Annotated in this window: 16 protein-coding genes; 12 read left to right on the forward strand and 4 right to left on the reverse strand. The window is 57.2% G+C overall.

All coding sequences use genetic code 11. The annotated features are described in order from the left end of the window. Positions 1-4: 4 nt before the first annotated feature. From hdrC to mcrA, 9 genes are all read left to right on the forward strand, one after another. Positions 5-586, forward strand: coding sequence for a CoB--CoM heterodisulfide reductase subunit C (gene hdrC / locus ABSB80_RS05920; protein WP_428369117.1), 582 nt, complete (start codon positions 5-7; stop codon positions 584-586). Positions 587-592: 6 nt separating this feature from the next. After that, positions 593-1,516, forward strand: a complete 924-nt coding sequence (hdrB, locus tag ABSB80_RS05925; RefSeq protein ID WP_428369119.1) for a CoB--CoM heterodisulfide reductase subunit B — start codon at positions 593-595, stop codon at positions 1,514-1,516. A gap of 10 nt (positions 1,517-1,526) precedes the next feature. Further along, complete coding sequence (locus ABSB80_RS05930) at positions 1,527-3,677, forward strand: 4Fe-4S dicluster domain-containing protein (RefSeq protein ID WP_428369121.1); 2,151 nt, start codon at positions 1,527-1,529, stop codon at positions 3,675-3,677. After that, positions 3,678-4,136, forward strand: coding sequence for a hydrogenase iron-sulfur subunit (locus ABSB80_RS05935; RefSeq protein WP_428369123.1), 459 nt, complete (start codon positions 3,678-3,680; stop codon positions 4,134-4,136). It begins immediately after the preceding gene. A 412-nt stretch (positions 4,137-4,548) separates the two neighbouring features. After that, on the forward strand, positions 4,549-5,862 hold the full coding sequence (gene mcrB / locus ABSB80_RS05940; RefSeq protein ID WP_428369125.1) for a coenzyme-B sulfoethylthiotransferase subunit beta: 1,314 nt from the start codon (positions 4,549-4,551) through the stop codon (positions 5,860-5,862). Positions 5,863-5,877: 15 nt separating this feature from the next. Continuing rightward, on the forward strand, positions 5,878-6,348 hold the full coding sequence (gene mcrD, locus ABSB80_RS05945; RefSeq protein WP_428369127.1) for a methyl-coenzyme M reductase operon protein D: 471 nt from the start codon (positions 5,878-5,880) through the stop codon (positions 6,346-6,348). A 2-nt stretch (positions 6,349-6,350) separates the two neighbouring features. Beyond that, positions 6,351-6,977, forward strand: coding sequence for a methyl-coenzyme M reductase I operon protein C (gene mcrC / locus ABSB80_RS05950; RefSeq protein WP_428369129.1), 627 nt, complete (start codon positions 6,351-6,353; stop codon positions 6,975-6,977). 16 nt (positions 6,978-6,993) lie between these two features. Beyond that, positions 6,994-7,758, forward strand: a complete 765-nt coding sequence (gene mcrG / locus ABSB80_RS05955; protein ID WP_428369131.1) for a coenzyme-B sulfoethylthiotransferase subunit gamma — start codon at positions 6,994-6,996, stop codon at positions 7,756-7,758. A 6-nt stretch (positions 7,759-7,764) separates the two neighbouring features. Beyond that, the gene (gene mcrA, locus ABSB80_RS05960) at positions 7,765-9,453 is read left to right on the forward strand and encodes a coenzyme-B sulfoethylthiotransferase subunit alpha (protein ID WP_428369133.1); all 1,689 of its coding nucleotides are present in this window, start codon (positions 7,765-7,767) and stop codon (positions 9,451-9,453) included. Positions 9,454-9,737: 284 nt separating this feature from the next. Here the strand turns inward: mcrA and ABSB80_RS05965 are convergent, their stop codons facing one another. Together ABSB80_RS05965 and ABSB80_RS05970 are read right to left on the reverse strand one after the other, a co-directional pair. Next, positions 9,738-9,878 (reverse strand): YHS domain-containing protein, encoded by a 141-nt coding sequence (locus ABSB80_RS05965; RefSeq protein ID WP_428369199.1) that lies wholly within the window; start codon positions 9,876-9,878, stop codon positions 9,738-9,740. A gap of 8 nt (positions 9,879-9,886) precedes the next feature. Continuing rightward, a complete protein-coding gene (locus tag ABSB80_RS05970; RefSeq protein ID WP_428369201.1) occupies positions 9,887-12,277 on the reverse strand; it encodes a heavy metal translocating P-type ATPase in 2,391 nt (796 codons plus the stop codon). A gap of 245 nt (positions 12,278-12,522) precedes the next feature. Here ABSB80_RS05970 and ABSB80_RS05975 point away from each other — a divergent pair, with 245 nt between their 5' ends. Then, entirely contained in the window at positions 12,523-13,785 is a 1,263-nt protein-coding gene (locus ABSB80_RS05975; RefSeq protein WP_428369135.1) for an APC family permease, read from the forward strand. 145 nt (positions 13,786-13,930) lie between these two features. Next, positions 13,931-14,647, forward strand: a complete 717-nt coding sequence (locus ABSB80_RS05980) for a DUF169 domain-containing protein (RefSeq protein ID WP_428369137.1) — start codon at positions 13,931-13,933, stop codon at positions 14,645-14,647. A gap of 102 nt (positions 14,648-14,749) precedes the next feature. Here ABSB80_RS05980 and ABSB80_RS05985 read toward each other — a convergent pair whose 3' ends face one another. Together ABSB80_RS05985 and ABSB80_RS05990 are read right to left on the reverse strand one after the other, a co-directional pair. Further along, positions 14,750-16,078: a serine/threonine-protein kinase gene (locus tag ABSB80_RS05985; RefSeq protein ID WP_428369139.1), complete on the reverse strand. Its 1,329-nt coding sequence runs from the start codon at positions 16,076-16,078 to the stop codon at positions 14,750-14,752. A gap of 7 nt (positions 16,079-16,085) precedes the next feature. Continuing rightward, positions 16,086-16,850 carry an FHA domain-containing protein gene (locus ABSB80_RS05990; RefSeq protein ID WP_428369141.1) on the reverse strand — a complete coding sequence of 255 codons (765 nt, stop codon included), beginning with the start codon at positions 16,848-16,850 and terminating at the stop codon, positions 16,086-16,088. Between the two features lie 171 nt (positions 16,851-17,021). On the opposite strand from ABSB80_RS05990, the gene ABSB80_RS05995 reads away from it, so the two are divergent. Beyond that, the gene (locus ABSB80_RS05995; protein ID WP_428369143.1) at positions 17,022-18,173 is read left to right on the forward strand and encodes a TIGR04083 family peptide-modifying radical SAM enzyme; all 1,152 of its coding nucleotides are present in this window, start codon (positions 17,022-17,024) and stop codon (positions 18,171-18,173) included. The last annotated feature ends 16 nt before the right edge of the window (positions 18,174-18,189 follow it).

Here is an 18,189-nt window from a genome sequence, read left to right on the forward strand (position 1 = left end):
GACTATGGCAAGAACAAAAGGTTACCCCGAAGCGTTGGAGAAGAAACTCCACGATCAGAGATACTACCGCGAGGACTCAAACCCCGAATTCACTACGAAAGTGAAGGGGATCTCGCGTACCATCGCCCACATGTGCTACCAGTGCGGAACATGCACAGGTTCATGCCCATCGGCCCCCCGCAGCACGTACCGCATCCGCAAGTTCATGAGGAGAGCTGTTCTCGGGCTCGAGAACGAGTCCCTGACAGATCCCGATCTCTGGCTCTGTACAACCTGCTACAGCTGCTCGGACCGCTGCCCGCGTGACATCCTGCCTACCGATGTCATCATGGCGATGAGGAACCTCGCATTCAAGAGAGACATCGTCCCCGTCAACTTCCTCAAGACCGTGCAGGCGATCTACTCATCAGGTCACGGTGTCCCGAACAACGATGTCAACCGTGCAGCCCGCGAGCGGCTCGGCCTCACCCGCGACCCGCCAACCACCCACATGTATCCGGAATATATCCCCGGCATCAGGAAGATCCTTGACCACTACAAGCTCAAGGCGAATGCAGACCGGATCGTCAAGGAGAGGGAGGGGTAAGATACCATGTCAGAAACAGGCGCAAACCATAAGTTTGCATTCTATCTCGGATGTATTGCCCCGAATCGCTACCCTGGTGTCGAATCCGCCTCCATAAAAGCGATGAAAAAGCTTGGCGTTGAGCTCGTTCCCCTAAAGGGCGCAAGCTGCTGCCCCGCCCCGGGTGCATTTGGCTCGATCGATCTCAGTGTCTTCTATGCAATGGCAGCCCGGAACCTCGTGCTCGCCGAGCAGATGAAGATGGATATCGCCCTTGTCTGCAACGGCTGTTACAAGTCGATCTGGGAAGTCAACCATAAGCTCAAGCACAACAAGGATCTCCGCGATGCCGTCAATGAAGTCCTCAAGGAAGTAGACATGGAGTACAAAGGTACTATCAACGTGTACCACACGGCAGAACTCCTCTACAACGACAAGTTTATCGGTGTCGACAAGGTCCGGGACAGCATCACAAACCCCCTGACAGGTGCCCGCATCGCAGTCCACTACGGCTGCCACCTAGTCAAGCCCCACAAGGACCGTGAGTTTGAGAAAGAAGTCATGCTGAACACCGAGCACCCGACTTGGATGGAAGAGCTTGTTGCCGCACTGGGCGCAATCCCGGTGGAATACCGCAACAAGATGCAGTGCTGTGGTGCCGGTGGCGGTGTCCGCGGGTACGATATCGTCCACTCACTGGACATCACCAACGAGAAGCTGATCAACCTGAAAGAAGAGAAGGTAGACGCACTCACGGACATCTGCCCGTTCTGTCAGCTTCAGTTTGACCGCGGCCAGATCGAGATCCAGGAGAAGTTCGGCGTTTCCTATGGACTGCCCGTACTTCACTTCGCCGAACTCCTCGGACTGGCACAGGGAATGAGCCCGCAGGACCTCGGGCTGGACCTCCATGGTATCAGCTGTGAACCGTTCCTGCAGAAGGTCCTGTGAGGTGGTAACAATGGCAGAAAAGAAGAAAACAACTACCAAGAAGACCGAGACAAAGAAGCAGGACGCAAAGAAGGAAGCCCCGGTAAAACAGGAAGTCAAGAAACAGGCAGCAAAACCCCAGGCAGCGGCACCGGCTGCAGCAGGCACCACCACCAAGCAGGAGGCACGCATCGGTGTCTTCATATGCCACTGCGGTACCAACATCGCCGGGTCAATGGATATCCCTGCCGTACAGGAATATGCAAAAACCATCCCGAATGTAGCCTATGTTGACAACTACAAGTATATGTGCTCGATGCCCGGGCAGGGTGTGATTAACAAGGCAATCAAGGAACAAAAACTCACCGGTGTCGTTGTCGCCGCATGTTCACCACGCCTCCACGAACCGACATTCAGGACGGCAACAAAAGAAGGCGGCCTGAACCCGTTCCGGTTCGAGATGGCAAACATCCGTGAACAGAACTCATGGGTGCACATGCACGACCAGGAAGGATCCACGGACAAAGCAAAGGACGCCATCAGGATTGCAGTCGCAAAGGCGTCACTCCTGCAGGACCTGTTCCCGAAGTCCGTGCCGGTTGAAAAAGCGGCAATGGTCGTCGGAGCCGGGGTTGCCGGTATGCAGGCAGCACTCGATCTGGCAAGTGCAGGCATCAAGACCTATCTCATTGAGGCCGATACCAGCATCGGCGGACGTATGTCCCAGCTGGACAAGACGTTCCCGACCCTTGACTGTTCTCAGTGTATCTTAACACCGAAGATGGTGGATGTCGGCAGGGCCCAAAACATCGAACTGATGACCTGGTCAGAAGTGGATTCTGTCGAAGGATACATCGGAAACTTCGATGTCACCATCCGCAAGAAGGCCCGTGGCGTCCTCACCCCCACGGAAGCCGAAGCACGCGGCATCGTCGGTGGAGGCTGTAACGGGTGTGGTGACTGTGACGTGGTCTGCCCGGTGGTAAAGCCGAACAACTTTGAAGTGGGCATGAAACCCCGCAAGGCGATTTATATCAACCACCCCCAGGTTGTTCCCCTGCTCTTTACGATCGACTTCAACTCATGTATCAAGTGCGGGCTGTGTGTAACTGCCTGCGGGCCTGAGAAGAAGGCAATCGACCTTGAGGCCAAAGACGAGTTCGTCAAGGTCAAAGTCGGAACCGCTATTCTTGCAACCGGCTTTGATATCTTCCCGATCGAGAAGAAAGAGGAGTGGGGATACAAGAGATTCGAGAACGTCATCACGAGCCTCGAATTCGAACGGCTCATCTGTGCATCCGGTCCGACCGGCGGCCACCTTGTCCGCCCGAGCGATGGCCAGACGCCCAAGAGAGTCGGGTTCGTGCTCTGCGCAGGTTCCCGTGACAACACGGGTACCGGGAAACCGTACTGTTCACGGTTCTGCTGCATGTACTCGCTGAAACACGCCCACCAGATCATCGAGAAGATACCCGGTTGCACACCCTACATCTTCTACATGGATATCCGTTCGTTCGGCAAGATGTACGAAGAGTTCTACTACCGCATCCAGGACGAGGGCGCGAAGTTCATCCGCGGGCGTGTGGCAAACATCCTTGAAGACAAGAGCACCAAGAACCTTCACGTGATGGCAGATGACACCCTGCTCGACCGCCCGGTCGATATGGAAGTCGATCTCGTGGTCCTCGCAGCCGCAGTCCAGCCCAAGGAAGACACCAACAGGACCCGCAAGCTCTTCGGGGTCTCCTGTTCGATGGACGGCTGGCTGCTGGAGGCACACCCGAAGCTGAACCCGTGCGGTACAACCACTGCCGGGGTCTTCCTCGCCGGTGTCTGCCAGGGACCCAAGGATATCCCCGACACGGTAGCATCCGCCGAAGGCGCAGCGTCAGCAGCAAGCATCCCCATCCACAAGGGTGAAGTCGAGCTCGAGCCGTACTTTGCCACCTGTATCGAAGAGAAATGCGCAGGCTGCGGCATGTGCGTAAACCTCTGCCCGTACAGCGCTCTTGCCCTCGTCGAAAAAGACGGGCGCACGGTCATGGAGGTCACCGAAGCCAAGTGTAAAGGCTGCGGGACCTGCGGGGGCTTCTGTCCCGGCGGTGCAATCTGGATGAACCACTTTGCAACCCCGCAGATCGTGGCGCAGATCGATGCATTCCTGCTCGGAGGTGAGCAGTAAATGTCAGCACCTGGAGATTTCCCCATCCCCCAGCGCGGGCCCGGTATCTGGCAGCCGAAGATCATCGGTATCCTCTGCAACTGGTGTTCCTATGCCGGTGCTGATCTCGCCGGCGGTGGCCGTATCCAGTACCCGCCCGATGTCCGGGTCATCCGGGTCATGTGCACGGGGCGTATTGATGCACTGTTCGTGCTCAAAGCATTTGCCGACGGTGCAGACGGCGTGCTCGTCTCCGGCTGTCACTTTGGTGACTGCCACTACCTTGAGGGTAACTTCAAATCGGCAAAACGCATGTTCATGGTGAAGCGGCTGATGAAGAGCATCGGCCTCGATGACCGCCGGTTCAGGATGACATTCGTATCCGCTTCCGAAGGCGCAAAATGGGGCGCTGTCATCACGGATGTGGTCAAGACCATCAACGAGCTTGGACCCAGTCCCATCACGGAATTCAAGAAATAATGCACTGCAAATGAACGGGGAACGGGATGCCGCACCGGCACACCAGGAACCATGTCCCCGACCCCACCTTTTTTATAGAGAGCGCATACAATAATCAGATTTTTTCACATATAATATAACAGTTAATGCTACTATTTTTTGAAATTGTAATACTGCGTAAAACAACGAACTGGAACATTTATGCAATATTTGAACATTGCTTCATGTTTAATAATTATTTTTTAGTTATTATAAAAAAGTGTTTCGGTAAAAAATGGGAATGCTTATATGGCGAAATTGGCAAGTATTCAATGTCCCATCTTAGGGGACGTGCAATAGCGACTTTCACTCATTACCAGTATCCCTTATAGGGTATACTTTCGCTCACTGACAGTATTGTATCGCGGTTAAATGGAAATTTGGAGGAATTCAAATGGCAAAATACAAAGATACGATTGACCTTTATGACGATGAGGGTAAGCTCTTAAAGAGCAATGTAGCTCTTGACAAGATCAGCCCGCTGGTCAACAAGGGTGCACTCAATGTCATCGACCTCACCAAGAGGACAGTGGCAGTCAACCTCGCCGGTATCGAGGAAGCATTAAAGACCGGAAAATTTGGCGGCAAGTCGAATCAGATTCTCGGCCGCGGCATGAACTGCAGCTGTGTCAAGGACTGTGACGCACTTTCAGCCAAGATCAAGGACATGGTCCAGGTCACCGACGGCGACAACACCAAGATCACCAAGGTCGGCGGCGGCAAGATGATCCTGGTCGAGGTCCCGAGCTCCCGTCTGGAGGCAGCAGCAACCTACGATGCGGCATCAACCGCCGTTGCAGCAGCCACCACCTATGCACTGGTTGACCAGTACAAGGTCAACATGTTCGACGGTTCCTATGTCAAGAGTGCAGTCTGGGGTACCTACCCGCAGACCATGAGCATGGATGGCGGCAACATCGTCACTATCATGTCCATCCCGCAGAACAACGAAGGTCTCGGCTACGCACTCCGCAACATTCCCGCAAACCATGCGGCAATGATGACCCACCGGAATGCAATGCAGGGTGCAGCACTCTGTGCAACCTTCGAACAGGCCGGGGAGTTCGAGATGGGCATGGCAATCGGCCCGTTCGAGCGCGCCCAGCTCCTGCTCTATGCATACCAGGGCCTGAACGCAAACAACCTTGTCTACGACCTCGTCAAGGCAAACGGCAAGACCGGTACCATCGGTACTGTCGTGCAGAGCCTTGTCGAAAAAGCCATTGAGGACAAGGTCATCAAGGCAGGCAAGAAGGGCAAGAGCGGCTACATCTTCTACGAGACCAAGGACCCGATGATGTGGAACGCCTATGCATCGGCAGGAACCCTGGCAGCAACCATGGTCAACTGTGGTGCAGGACGGTTCGCACAGGCAGTCTCTGCAACCCTGCTCTACTTCAACGACCTGCTCGAGCACGAGACCGGCCTCCCAGGCTCCGACTTCGGTCGTACCATGGGTGTCGCAGTCGGTTTCTCGTTCTTCAGCCACTCGATCTACGGTGGCGGCGGCCCCGGCGGGTTCAACGGCAACCACGTCGTTACCAGGCACGCAGCCGGTGTCGGTATGCCCTGTATCGTAGCAGCATGCTGTCTTGATGCAGGTACCCAGATGTTCGGCCCCGAACAAACCTCGAAGATCTACCAGGACACCTTCGGGCAGCTCGATGCATTCAAGAAGCCGATCCAGGCAGTTGCAAAGGGTGTATAAACCCCACGGATACGAATGACCGAAGCCACGTTCCCCCAGTGCAGGATTGTCACCGAGCGTTTGCTCAACCCCGAGACAACAGAACGCCTGCTGAACCAGATCGTCAGCGTTCCCGGAGTAAGACGTATGGTCCTCAATGGACCACGCCTTCCCGCTACCGTAACGTACGGACCCGCCAAAGGACTCGCCAATCCTCATAGTATGAGGAAGGCCATCCATGTCGGGGACCAGGAACTGGATCTCCAGGTTCACGTGGGCACCATTCTGCTCGAGATCGAGAACCGCGACGTAGTCCCCGCACTGCAAGCCGCTATCGAACCGGTTTTTACGAATTTCACCTTCCATATTCAGGAAGGCAGGTACATGAAGACCGAGCCGTCGCTTGTCGATTACTGCAAGTACGGCCCGAACGCGGACAAAGAAATGCTCGGACTTTCTGATTCAAGCAGCAAGTCCAGGCCCGTAATCCTCCAGGGAACAAAATAATCATGCCGATTGGACGAGTAACCCAGGTTGTTGACTGCCGCGAGGCGACGGGTATGGGAAAAGGAGGAGGGATTGCCCAGCGGGGCACCATCTCCGAATGCCGGTACCCGGATGTGATCGTGGTCGGGATGTCTCCCGGACGCCGTCACGTGACCAAGCCGGTGTGCGATATCACCTCAGGTCTCAGGCAACAGGGCGTCGAATACAGCATCAGTACGCTGGTGCTGTATGCCGGCAGCGGCGTGCCACCGGACGCACCAAAAATTGCCGGTGGCGTCCTTGGCGCTTCCATGGGGCTTAACGAGAAAGAGATCGCGCAGATCGAGAAACACAAAGTCGCCATCCTTCACCATGGGAACGTTCGTTCCCATGTCGTGCAGAAGGTCAGATTTATTCTCCAGCACTGTGATGTGAAGGCGATTGTCGTTTCCCAGTCACCTGTCGATTACGAGGATTTCGCAAAGGAGGGCGTGAAGACAACGGTGGTAATGCCGCCAACGGACAAAATCCGTACGAAAGGTACGGTAATGGCCATCGTGAGCGGCGTGACCCGGGGTCAGACCCCCACACGCGAGAAAATGGCAGAAGTCATTTCGTCAGTTATGAGAATCGTGAAAAAGAAGGAATAATTGGAGTGATAAAACAATGGCATACAAACCCCAGTATTGTCCCGGCCAGACTCAAATCGCCGAGAACAGGCGCAAGCAGATGGACCCGACGCACAAGCTGGAAAAGCTTCGTGATGTCTCCGATAAGGACATCGTCCTGATCATGGGACACCGTGCACCAGGCTCAGCCTACAAGAGTGCACACCCGCCGCTCGCAGAGCAGCAGGAACCCAACTGTCCGATCCGCAAGCTTGTGACCCCGACCGACGGCGCAAAGGCCGGCGACCGCATCCGCTACATCCAGTTCACCGACTCGATGTACAACGCACCCTGCCAGCCTTACCAGAGGTCATGGCTCGAGTCCTACCGCTTCCGCGGCATTGACCCGGGTACCCTGTCAGGGCGTCAGATCGTCGAGTGCCGCGAACGCGACCTCGAGAAATATGCAAAGGAACTCGTCAACACCGAGCTCTTTGACGCAGCACTTACCGGTGTCCGCGGCTGTACCGTGCACGGGCACTCCCTCCGTCTCGATGAGAACGGGATGATGTTCGACATGCTCCAGCGCTTTGTCATGGACAAGAAGGCAGGCGTTGTCAAGTATGTCAAGGACCAGGTCGGTGTACCGCTTGACAGTGAAGTCAAGGTCGGCAAGCCGATGGACGCAAAGTGGCTCAAGGCAAACACCACGATGTTCCACTCCGTCGTCGGTACCGGGTTCCGCGACGACCCCGAGTACGTTGAGTACATCACGCGCATCCATGAACTGAGAGTGAAATACGGCTTCATGCCCAAGGAGTGATAAAGAATGGCAAAAGCAGCTAAAATTGAAAGGACCCAGAAGCTCTTCCTGAAGGCAATGAAGACAAAGTTTGCAGAAGACCCCCAGGCAATGTCCACCGTCTACCTGCGCAAGGGTCTTGAGCAGTCCCCGAGAAAAGTCGAGTTCATGAAGGCCGGCAAGAAGGCCGAGATGGACCGCGGCATCTCCATGTACGACCCCAAGCGCTGCCACTGTGGCGGTATCCCGCTCGGCCAGCGCCAGCTGACATCCTACGAAGTCAGCACCACCGGTGTCTTTGTGGAAGGCGATGACCTGCACTTTGTCAACAACGCTGCGATGCAGCAGATGTGGGACGACATACGCAGGACGATCATCGTCGGCCTTGACCTTGCCCACGGGACCCTCCAGAAGCGTCTCGGCAAGGAAGTCACCCCTGAGACCATCAACGAGTACCTCCACGTGCTGAACCATGCAATGCCCGGTGCAGCCGTTGTCCAGGAACACATGGTCGAGACCCACCCGGGACTCGTCGACGACTGCTACGTGAAAGTCTTCACTGGCGACGACGAGATGGCAGACGACCTCGAGCCCCAGTTCGTGCTCAACGTCGACAAGCTCTTCCCGGCAAAGAGTGCAGCAGCACTCAAGGCAGCCGTCGGCAAGTCGCTGTGGCAGGCTATACACATCCCCACCACCGTCAGCAGGACCTGCGATGGCGGAACCACCTCCCGGTGGTCTGCGATGCAGATCGGTATGTCCTTCATCGGTGCGTACAAGATGTGCGCCGGTGAAGCAGCAGTCGCCGACCTCGCATTCGCCGCAAAGCACGCCGGTGTCATCCAGATGGCAGACATCCTGCCCGCCCGCCGTGCACGTGGCCCGAACGAGCCAGGTGGCATCAAGTTCGGACACTTCTGCGACATGATCCAGGCAGACCGCAAGTACCCCAACGACCCCGTCAAGGCAAACATGGAAGTCGTCGCTGCAGGTGCGATGCTCTTCGACCAGATCTGGCTCGGCAGCTACATGTCCGGTGGTGTCGGGTTCACCCAGTATGCAACCGCTGCATACACCGACAACATCCTCGATGACTACTGCTACTATGGTCTGGACTACGTCAAGAAGAACCACGGTGGCCTTGGCAAGGCAAAGTGTACCCAGGATGTCATCAGCGACATCGCAACCGAGGTCAACCTCTACGGTATGGAACAGTACGAGCAGTACCCGACCGCCCTCGAGAGCCACTTCGGTGGATCCCAGCGTGCCTCCGTCCTTGCAGCAGCATCAGGTCTTACCTGTTCACTGGCAACCGCCAACTCCAACGCGGGCCTGAACGGCTGGTACCTGTCCATGCTCATGCACAAGGAAGGCTGGTCACGTCTCGGCTTCTTCGGCTACGACCTGCAGGACCAGTGCGGTTCCGCAAACTGTATGTCCATCCGCCCAGACGAGGGATTACTCGGTGAGCTCCGTGGACCGAACTACCCGAACTATGCAATGAACGTCGGTCACCAGGGAGAGTACGCCGCTATTGCCGGCGCCGCCCACGTTGCACGTGGAGATGCCTGGTGCCTGTCCCCGCTGATGAAGATCACGTTTGCCGACCCGTCGCTCAAGTTCGACTTCTCAGAAGTCCGCCGCGAGTTCGCAAAGGGTGCAATCCGCGAGTTTATGCCCGCCGGCGAGCGCTCACTGATCATCCCAGCAAGGTAAGATCAATCCAACTTTTTTTTTGCTCCGTTTTCCTGTCAAGTGTGCTCCCGCTGATACCATGACAGTACGTGAAAATTCCTTTGAATCTGACTCCTTTTCCGGTTACCGGAACCCGGAAAGCCGCTCTGCGGGCCTTTACCGGCCCGGGATGATACCTTCACTCAACACCCGGCCCGGATGGGGAAATACCCAGGTACGAACACGCTGGAAAAGAGGGAGTAAAAAAGGGGATCCTGAAAAGAACCTCCGCTCGGGAAAGCGCCCTTCCGGAGCCACCGGATCGCTCAGGCGTACTTGGCCGGGTCCGAGTCGAACTTCTTCTTGCAGCCCGGGGCACAGAAGTAGTATCTCTTTCCCTCGTACTCGCTCGTGAACTTCGCGGTCTTCTCATCCACAGTCATCTTGCAGATCGGGTCGATTGCCATACGATACCTCACTCATTACCCTTTTTTGCTTCGGGTATATACGTTTTGAGCAGAAGCGAGAGACTGACCACGGTCACCGAGCTGAGCGCCATGGCAAGAGCGGCGAGTTCCGGACGGAAGGTAATACCAAAGGACGGGTAGAGTACTCCTGCTGCAACCGGGATCAGGGCCGAGTTATAGGCAAATGCCCAGAAGATGTTGCCCCGGATCCTTCCCATGACCTTCTTTGAGAGCTGGATAGCTGCAACCGAATCGAGAAGGTTGTCCTTGATGAGCACAATATCCGCGCTCTCGATTGCCACATCCGTTCCCCCCCCGATCGCGATGCCCACATCGGCCTGTGCGAGGGCCGGGGCATCATTGATCCCGTCACCCACGAAGGCAACGACCTCCCCGTTTTCCTGAAGTGCTTTAACATGTGCTGCCTTATCCTGCGGAAGGACCCCGGCGAACACGTTTTCGATCCCGATCTGGCGGGCGATTGCATCGGCGGTGCGCCTGTTGTCGCCGGTAATCATGACAACCTTCAGTCCCATCGTTTTCAATCGGGTGACCGCTGCCTGTGTTGTCTCCTTCAGGGTATCAGCAACAGCGAGTGCTCCCGCCATCTGTCCCGAGACGGCGACCAGAATTACGGTTTTTCCGTCCTGTTCAAAGTGGGAGATCGTGGTCTCGATCCCTTCGGGGATTGCTATTCCTTTCTCCTGCAGGAAGGTGCGGTTACCAACAAGTACCTCTTCCCTGAGGATGAGAGCAGAGACACCTTTACCGCCGAACGTATCGAAGCGTTCCGCCCCTTCAATCGGTATATTCCTGGTCCCGGCCATCCGTACGACTGCCTGGGCCAGAGGATGCCGGGAGTTCTTCTCCACTCCCGCGGCAAAGGAGAGCAGAGTCGCTTCGGAAATCCCGGTTGCGAGGATATCAGTTACTTCCGGTCTGCCTCTGGTGAGCGTCCCGGTCTTGTCAAATACAACCGTCGTCACTTTTTCGGAGACCTCCAGCGCTTCACCGTTCTTGATCAGGATCCCCAGTTCCGCACCGCGCCCGACCCCGACGGTGACCGCGGTCGGGGTTGCAAGTCCGAGCGCACAGGGACAGGCAACCACGAGGACGGAGATAAGAGCGGTCAGGGAAAAGAGGAGCGTAGCACCGAGGAAAAAGTACCAGACAACAAATGCGACAGCCGCGATCCCGAGTACTGCAGGGATGAAGAAGGTGACAGCGGTATCAGCGATCCGCTGGACCGCGGGCTTTGAACCCTGGGCATCTTCCACGAGCTGGATAATCTGGGCAAGCATGGTCTCTCTGCCCACTTTTACTGCCTTTACCGAGAGGACACTGTTCTGGTTGATTGTACCACCGACGACCTTGCTCCCGGTTGTTTTGAGGGGGGGGACCGGCTCTCCGGTTATCATCGCTTCATCGACATAGCTCTCTCCTTCCACCACGATCCCGTCCACCGGCACCTTGTCGCCCGGCCTGATGACGACAATGTCATTGGCGACGACATCCTCGACCGATAGTTCCTCCCGGTTGCCGTTGCGAAGTACTATCGCAGTTTTTGGCTGGAGTCCGGCAAGTTTCTTGATCGCGTCCGAAGTCCTGCCTTTTGCCCGGGCTTCGAGATATCTCCCGAGCATCAGGAACGCGGCGAGCATGATAGCCGTATCATAGAACATGAACTCGGTCGTGAGCACGATCCCGAATGTGCCCATGACACTCGATACGAATGCGACACCGATCCCCATCGCATACATCACATCCATATTGAGGGAGCGGTTGCGCAATGCCATATGAGCAGCCCTGAAGATCGGGTACGAGACAAACACAAAGACGGGGGTGGATATGACCAGCATCACATACGCAAGTGCCTGCATAGATACGGGGAGAGGTATCCACATGGCGATCATGAGCGGGATGCTCACGGCAAACCCGATGGAGAACCTCACGAGCTTGTCGTGCAGGTCCTTTTCCCGTGCTTTCCTCTCCATCTCGTCGCTTACCTCTCCGGAAAGCCCAAGGTACTGGTACCCCGAGTCCTCGATGGCTTTCCTGATCTCATCTATTCCGGAGACGGAGGGGTTGTAGGTAACATAGGCCTTCTCGTTGCCGAGATTGACCGAGACGCTTACGACCCCGGGAAGTGCACGGAGAGCTGCTTCGATGGTCTGGACACAGGTGGCGCAGACCATCCCCCCCACTTTGATCACAGCTTCACGGTTGACAATCTCATACCCCGCGTCCCTGACCGCATTTTCCAGCTCGGCAAGCGTAACTTTTTCCGGATCGAATTCGACATGGGCGGTATCAGTGCCAAAATTCACCTGAGCCTTTGAGACATCCTTGATCTTCGACAGGGAATCCTCGATGTTGACAGCACAGGTCGCGCAGCTCATTCCTGAAATTTTCAATTCTGCTTTTTTCTTTTCCGTCCCGGGCACGACTACCCCCCTCTTTTCTTCACAGTACACTCTCAGACAACCACTGTATGGAGAATATAATTCAATTTTTGTTATATGTATATGGGAAGATCCAGATCAATAACCGGCAGAAGTTCCAGAGCGCCCGCTTCCTGCCCCGGGCGTCCCGGTGCCGTTCACCTACCTGCATCATTAATAACCATCAGGAAAAAGGGTAATTGATGCCCGATACCGGGGTCAAACCCCCTGTTCTGAGACGCGAGATCGGCCTCTTTGGCGCCACAGCACTTGGCATCGGGGCGATCATCGGCTCCGGTATCTTCATCGTCACCGGTATTGTCGCCGGTGTTGCAGGCCCTGCAATGGTCCTGTCTGTACTCATCGCCGGGGTCATCGCCGTCTTCTCGGCCATGAGCGTGGCCGAACTCGGCGCCTGCCTCCCGGAAGAGGGCGGGACGTATGCATACGCGCAAAAGCTCATCTCCCCCTTTGCCGGATTTATTGCCGGCTGGATCTGGATCTTCTCCAACATCTTCGTCGGGGCGGCGGTCTCGCTGGGCTTCGCCCATTATTTTGTCACCATCTTCCCTGCCGTGCCGGTAAAAATCATTGCCCTTGTCATCTGCTTTTTTTTCATTCTCATCAATTACGTCGGGCTCAGGGAATCGGTACTGTTCAACAACGTCCTTGTCACGCTAAAAGTTCTGATCCTCCTGTTCTTCGTGGCCTTCGGGCTGGGATTTTTCAGGCCGGGGAACTTCACCCCCCTTGCCCCCGGAGGATCGATGGGGGTCCTTGGCGGCGCGGCCCTCATCTTTTTTGCCTATACCGGCTTTGCCCGGGTCACCATCATGGCCGAGGAAGTACAAGACCCGGAGAAGACCATCCCGCGCTCCATCTACCTCGCGCTCGGGATCTCGACCGTCATCTATCTGCTCGTGAGCATGGTCGCTGTCGGCCTTGCCGGTGCCCCCGCCCTCGCTCACTCCGGTTCGCCCCTTGCCGATGCAATCGGGATGACCGGAAGTTCAGGGGCCGTCCTCCTCATCTCAGCCGGGGCGATGATCGCAACGGCGAGCGTGCTGCTGACGACCATCATGGGGATATCACGCATCGTCTTCTCCATGGCCCGCAGTCAGGATCTCCCCTTCCTGTTTGGCAGGATCCATCCCCGGTTCAGCACGCCGCATTACGCCATCGCGATCACCGGCGCCTGCATGATCGCGGCCCTCCTCCTCGCTGACCTCGCGCTGGTCGTCGCGGTCGGCACGTTTGCCATGCTGCTCTACTACCTGATCGCCAACCTCGCCGCACTCAGGCTGCCGCAGGAGCACCGGCGGTATCCCTCATGGATCCCGGCCATGGGGGCGGTGAGCTGTATCGGCCTCATCGCATTCCTCAGCCCGGGCGCATGGGTCATCGGGTGCATCGGGCTCCTGATTGGCGGAACGTGGTTCTTTTTCCGCAGGAAAACTGCTCCATGACGTACCAATCCGGTTCCCGGAATCCCCGCGGTACGACCTCTCCGCCCGGAATACAACCGATTTCTGCACGCTCACGTACGTTTAAGTATGTTCACCCATATGGGTAATTGTGGCTCTCCGGAACGGGAAGCTGTGAGGCAACGATATGAGCAACGAACCGATGAAAATAGCCATAGATTATCCTGAAGCAGCAGCGACACTCAAACGAGTGCTCGGGCTCAAAGGATCCCCCGTTGCAATCAAATTCGCAACAACAAAAGAAGAGATCCCGGCCGGGATGGAAGAACTCGACAAGACCATCCGGCACTGTTCGATGGTGAACCTGGCAAGGACCGAAGGAAAAATTTTCTCTGCGACCTCAGGAAAGCACGAGTGTAACGGGGGTGCTTGGTCGCTCGGGCTCCGGGAGATAACGCCGACGTTAAAGAGCGGTGAATTTTATTTTAAACTGGGAAAGTTTGACAGTGCGGCGGCCTGCAAACGGACGATCGACAAGGTCTCCCACCTCAACCCGGGCGATACGTATGCAACGCTCTATGCCCCGCTGGAGAAGACCCCGTTCACTCCCCAGGTCATCCTGATCATCGCAAATCCCCGGATAATGCTCAAGCTTGCGCAGAGTACCCTCTTCCGGCTCGGCGGGAGAATTTCTGCAGAATTCTCCGGCATCCAGTCGGTCTGCTCGGACGCAACAGCCCAGACCTACCTGACCGGAAGACCGAACTTCTCGCTTGGCTGTGACGGGTCGAGGAGATTCTCCGGGATTGCCGATGACGAGATGGTGATGGGGTTCCCGGCCGAGATGCTCCCCGAGATTATCGAAGCTCTTCCTATCATCATCGGTGCGTCCGGTTCAAAATAATATTGAAATAATCCGGAAGTGCGGGGCCCGGAGCACCGGCGGCGGTGCCGGTTAACCGTTGGGGGCACCCGCTGCCCTGCCGCCGCCTTTTTTGGTACGTGTTCATGCTGGGAAGCGGATCGCTTCGAGGTCCCGGACCAGATCTGCAACCGAACTATACCGCTCTTCCGGTCGTTTTGCAAGGCACTTCATGATGATCTTCCCGAGCTCCTTCTCATGCGTTCCCTGCCATGAAGGCAGTACCGGCGGGTCATCCAGGATTGCCAGGTTCAGGTCATGCATCCCCCTGTTGTCGAATGCGACGGAACCGGTCAGCATCTCGTAGAGGAGCATGCCGAGCTGGTAGATATCCGTTGCCGGCCCGGGCCTGCCGTACCGCCGGGGTGCGATCTGTTCCGGGGCAGCATATGCTGGAGAGTAGCCGATTATGCTGGACTGGCGGGTGTTGCCGATAGCCCTGCCAAGGCCCCAGTCGGTGATCTTCGGAGTCCCGTCGGCAGCGAGCAGGATGTTCTCCGGTTTGATGTCCCGGTGGACGATCCCCCTGCCGTGGGCGTAGGCAAGCCCGTGGGCGATCTCCAGTACCATCCCGACCGCTCTCTCCTCCGGCAGCGGAAGGGGAAGGGCTGCAAGGGATGAGGGTGCGTATTCCATCTCTATGTAGGGGACAGGGAGGATGTTGGAGGAGTAGATCCTGATGATGTTTTTGTGCTCAAGGCCCTGCCAGAAGACGATGTCCCGGGTGAAGTGGGTGCCGGTGACCTCATCGAACCGTACGGGTATCTTGACGGCAACGGTCTGATGCGTCTTTGCGTTCTCCGCACGGAAGATCCGGGCAAGCCCCCCCTCCCCGATAAAGACAGGGTTGAGGAACCGTTTCTCCAGCGACGGGGGAAACGGTACGGCAGGCTCCGGATACCCGGCGGTAGTTCCTCCCGCCGGCTTTGCAGCGGGCGGCGCCTCGATGACGGTGGCATGACCCGGCGGTCCTTTTGCGCTTTTCCCCCTTCCCCAAGACGGTCGTAACCTGCTGCGGAAGAGGAGGAACAGGACTGCCCCAAGCCCGATGAGGGCGAGAGCGACGATGAGAATGAACGCCACTCTCGGCCGTTCAGCGACAGCTCGTGCAGCCAGCTGGAGAAGGGAGGTCCGGTTCAGCCGGGCAGGAAGCGGTGTCGGGCCCGGATGCACATTGAAGGGGGTATTGGATGCTGCAGTCATCCGGGACGCCCCCGCACCCAGGTCCCTGATGGATGCGCTGCCAGAAGAAACAACCGGGTCTTTTGCCACACCCGCACCGCCGGGCGGGATGAGAGCCGCGGCCGGTACGACCAGGAGCAGCAGCACAGAAAAGCACAGGAGAACGATAATCCCCCGCACTCCGAGGCCCGGCCTGTGCCGTGCAGGTTTTTTCCGGTTCTCTTCTGCCATTACTCCATCACTCATCCGAAATGAACAGGAACCGTGCGGCGTTCGCGCCAACTGACAGGTCAATCACATCGCCGTTTGCAAGCTTCGTCCCCTTCAGGAGATCCAGGCGCCGCGAGTTGACGAATGTCCCGCCGGTGCTTGCGTTGTCCTCGATCTGCCAGGACTCATGAGTCCGGATCAGGACCGCGTGGGGTTTTGTCACTCTCGTCACCGCCCGGTACTCGTCCGGCAGGACGACCATGCCCCCGTCGCCGGCGGGGGGGTGATCGGGGTCCTCGCGCCCAATCAGGATCCGCTCTTTTTTCAGGACGAACGCCTTCCCGTCCGCAGGACCGCCGATAACGTACAGAACCGGTCCTGCCTCTTCACCGTTCTCAGCGAGCGCTGACCGCACGGCCCGGATCCGCTCCAGTATGTCGCTGTACCCGAGGGGCGTCACAATACTGGAAAAGACGCCCAGCGTGCGGGTGATGTTCTCAAGGCCCCCTTCTGCAAGGGAGTATTTCCAGACCGGGGCAATGCCGCGGTCCGTCTCCCTCCCGAACCCGGCTGCCCTCTGCACAAGGCCCGTACTGACCAGACGGTCGAGGTGTTTTTTGGTGTTCTGGTAGCTCATGCCGGTATGTTCTGCAATCGCCGTGATCTCCCGGGGTTTGCGCCCGATGAACGTAAGGATCTTCAGCCGCAGGGGATTTGAGAGCGCCTCGAGGTATTCGGATAATTCCTCCAGGAAAACGGGATCCGATGAGATGGATATCGTCTTTTTTTCCACCGTGGGTGATCATCTCCGGACGGTTTCCAGACCAATCGGTGACTGGATGTATCAAGGTACTGTTGTTGCGCAGGCTAAAAAACCGGCGGGTAACGTCCCCCATCGGATCCGCTTTCGTCTGAACGGGAAAGATGATAACCCTTATACCCTGACGGAGGGAAAAACTGGGTGATGAAGAACCCCTTCCACATCATGCTCATCCCGACGCTCGGGTGCCCGTCCAAGTGCAGGTACTGCTGGAGCTCGGAGGAAGGATCTCCAATCATGAGCATCGACACGGTAAAGGAAGTCGTCGTCTGGCTCAAAAATTTCCGTTCCGACCGGGTCACCTTCACCTTCCACGGCGGGGAGCCGCTCCTTGCAGGAGCTGATTTTTACCGGCAGGCCCTGCCCCTGCTCGCGGGGGAGCTGAAGGAACTCACCCCCGAGTTTGCGATGCAGACGAACCTCTGGCGGATGACCCCGGAGATCGCAGAGGTCCTTGCAGAGTACCGGGTGCCCATCGGCTCCAGCATCGACGGCCCGGAGGAGATCACGGATTCCCAGCGGGGGGCAGGGTACTATGAAAAGTGCATGAAGGGTTACGGGATCGCGAGATCCCACGGTCTTTTTGTCCGGTTCATCTGCACGTTCACCAACAAATCGGTGAAACACCGGGAAGAGATCTTTAATTTTTTCAGGGAGAAAGGGTTCGTCCTGAAACTACACCCTGCTCTCCCGTCGCTCCGCTCGGAGAACCCGAAGGAGTGGGCGCTCGAACCGGCGGAATACGGCGAACTTCTCGTCTACCTCCTCGACAAGTCGCTGGAAAATATCGGCGCCATGGAAGTCATGAACATCAACGACCTCTGCCGCTGCGTCTTCACCCGCCGGGGGAGCGTCTGCACGTTCGTCAACTGCATGGGCAACACGTTCGCCGTCGGCCCCGACGGAAGCATCTACCCCTGCTACCGCTTTGTCGGGATGCCGGAGTGGGTGATGGGAAACGTGCGGGACCGCCCGACGATGGAGGACCTCATGCAGTCCGGACCCGGGCGGCGCATGACGGCGTTCTCTGAGTACGTGGATCTGGCCTGCAGGGACTGTTCGCACATCAAATACTGCCGGGGAGGCTGCCCTTACAACGCGATCGCTCCCTCCGGCGGATCGCTAGACGGGGTGGACCCCCACTGTGTGGCCTACAAGCGGATCTTTGACGAGCTCAACGAGCGGCTGAACAGGGAGATGTTCGAGGAGCCGGTGCCGGGGATGGGGTTCGGCGCGCCCCGGAAGAAGGCGAAGCCGGGCGTGATGGCGCTGATGCGGTCGGTTGTGGAGCGGTAAAGAGCGGAAGATTCCC

Origin of the sequence: Methanoregula sp. (assembly GCF_050010295.1) — an archaeon.
GTDB lineage: Archaea > Halobacteriota > Methanomicrobia > Methanomicrobiales > Methanospirillaceae > Methanoregula.

Bases quoted from the DNA above. Each gene is read 5' to 3' on its own strand.
- mcrG (WP_428369131.1), top strand. From the start codon at position 6,994: ATGGCATACAAACCCCAGTATTGTCCCGGCCAGACTCAAATCGCCGAG.
- hdrC (WP_428369117.1), top strand. From the start codon at position 5: ATGGCAAGAACAAAAGGTTACCCCGAAGCGTTGGAGAAGAAACTCCAC.
- mcrC (WP_428369129.1), top strand. From the start codon at position 6,351: ATGCCGATTGGACGAGTAACCCAGGTTGTTGACTGCCGCGAGGCGACG.
- ABSB80_RS05970 (WP_428369201.1), bottom strand. From the start codon at position 12,277: ATGAGCTGCGCGACCTGTGCTGTCAACATCGAGGATTCCCTGTCGAAG.
- ABSB80_RS05985 (WP_428369139.1), bottom strand. From the start codon at position 16,078: ATGGCAGAAGAGAACCGGAAAAAACCTGCACGGCACAGGCCGGGCCTC.
- ABSB80_RS05975 (WP_428369135.1), top strand. From the start codon at position 12,523: ATGCCCGATACCGGGGTCAAACCCCCTGTTCTGAGACGCGAGATCGGC.
- mcrA (WP_428369133.1), top strand. From the start codon at position 7,765: ATGGCAAAAGCAGCTAAAATTGAAAGGACCCAGAAGCTCTTCCTGAAG.
- ABSB80_RS05995 (WP_428369143.1), top strand. From the start codon at position 17,022: ATGAAGAACCCCTTCCACATCATGCTCATCCCGACGCTCGGGTGCCCG.
- ABSB80_RS05965 (WP_428369199.1), bottom strand. From the start codon at position 9,878: ATGGCAATCGACCCGATCTGCAAGATGACTGTGGATGAGAAGACCGCG.
- mcrB (WP_428369125.1), top strand. From the start codon at position 4,549: ATGGCAAAATACAAAGATACGATTGACCTTTATGACGATGAGGGTAAG.
- ABSB80_RS05935 (WP_428369123.1), top strand. From the start codon at position 3,678: ATGTCAGCACCTGGAGATTTCCCCATCCCCCAGCGCGGGCCCGGTATC.
- ABSB80_RS05980 (WP_428369137.1), top strand. From the start codon at position 13,931: ATGAGCAACGAACCGATGAAAATAGCCATAGATTATCCTGAAGCAGCA.
- hdrB (WP_428369119.1), top strand. From the start codon at position 593: ATGTCAGAAACAGGCGCAAACCATAAGTTTGCATTCTATCTCGGATGT.
- mcrD (WP_428369127.1), top strand. From the start codon at position 5,878: ATGACCGAAGCCACGTTCCCCCAGTGCAGGATTGTCACCGAGCGTTTG.
- ABSB80_RS05930 (WP_428369121.1), top strand. From the start codon at position 1,527: ATGGCAGAAAAGAAGAAAACAACTACCAAGAAGACCGAGACAAAGAAG.